Here is a 263-nt window from a genome sequence, read left to right on the forward strand (position 1 = left end):
CTGATATTGCCAAGAATCATTTGAATCGAAGTATGCGGCTTTGCCAACGTACTCGGGTCACCCGGGGCAAGCAGAGAGAAGCGGTATTCGGTAACCGCCCCGTCTTTAGCCTCAAACAGTACTTCTTCGGCTTCGATGCCCGCGACTTTGCGATGGCCTTGGCGCAAAATACGGTAGTGTGTACCGATACTATCCAATTTCGCACGCAAATCAGGCAAGGTTTTCTGGAGCGAGGCGGAAGAATCGCGGTCTTGACTAACGGA

Annotated in this window: 1 protein-coding gene; it reads right to left on the bottom strand. The window is 52.1% G+C overall.

Features of this window, described 5'->3' with window-relative positions; genetic code table 11:
- A partial coding sequence (locus tag SB765_RS30725; RefSeq protein WP_410932632.1) for a T6SS immunity protein Tli4 family protein occupies nt 1-263 on the bottom strand: 263 nt, incomplete at both ends.

It is taken from the genome of Pseudomonas sp. SIMBA_067, from assembly GCF_046534675.1.
Classification (GTDB): domain Bacteria; phylum Pseudomonadota; class Gammaproteobacteria; order Pseudomonadales; family Pseudomonadaceae; genus Aquipseudomonas; species Aquipseudomonas putida.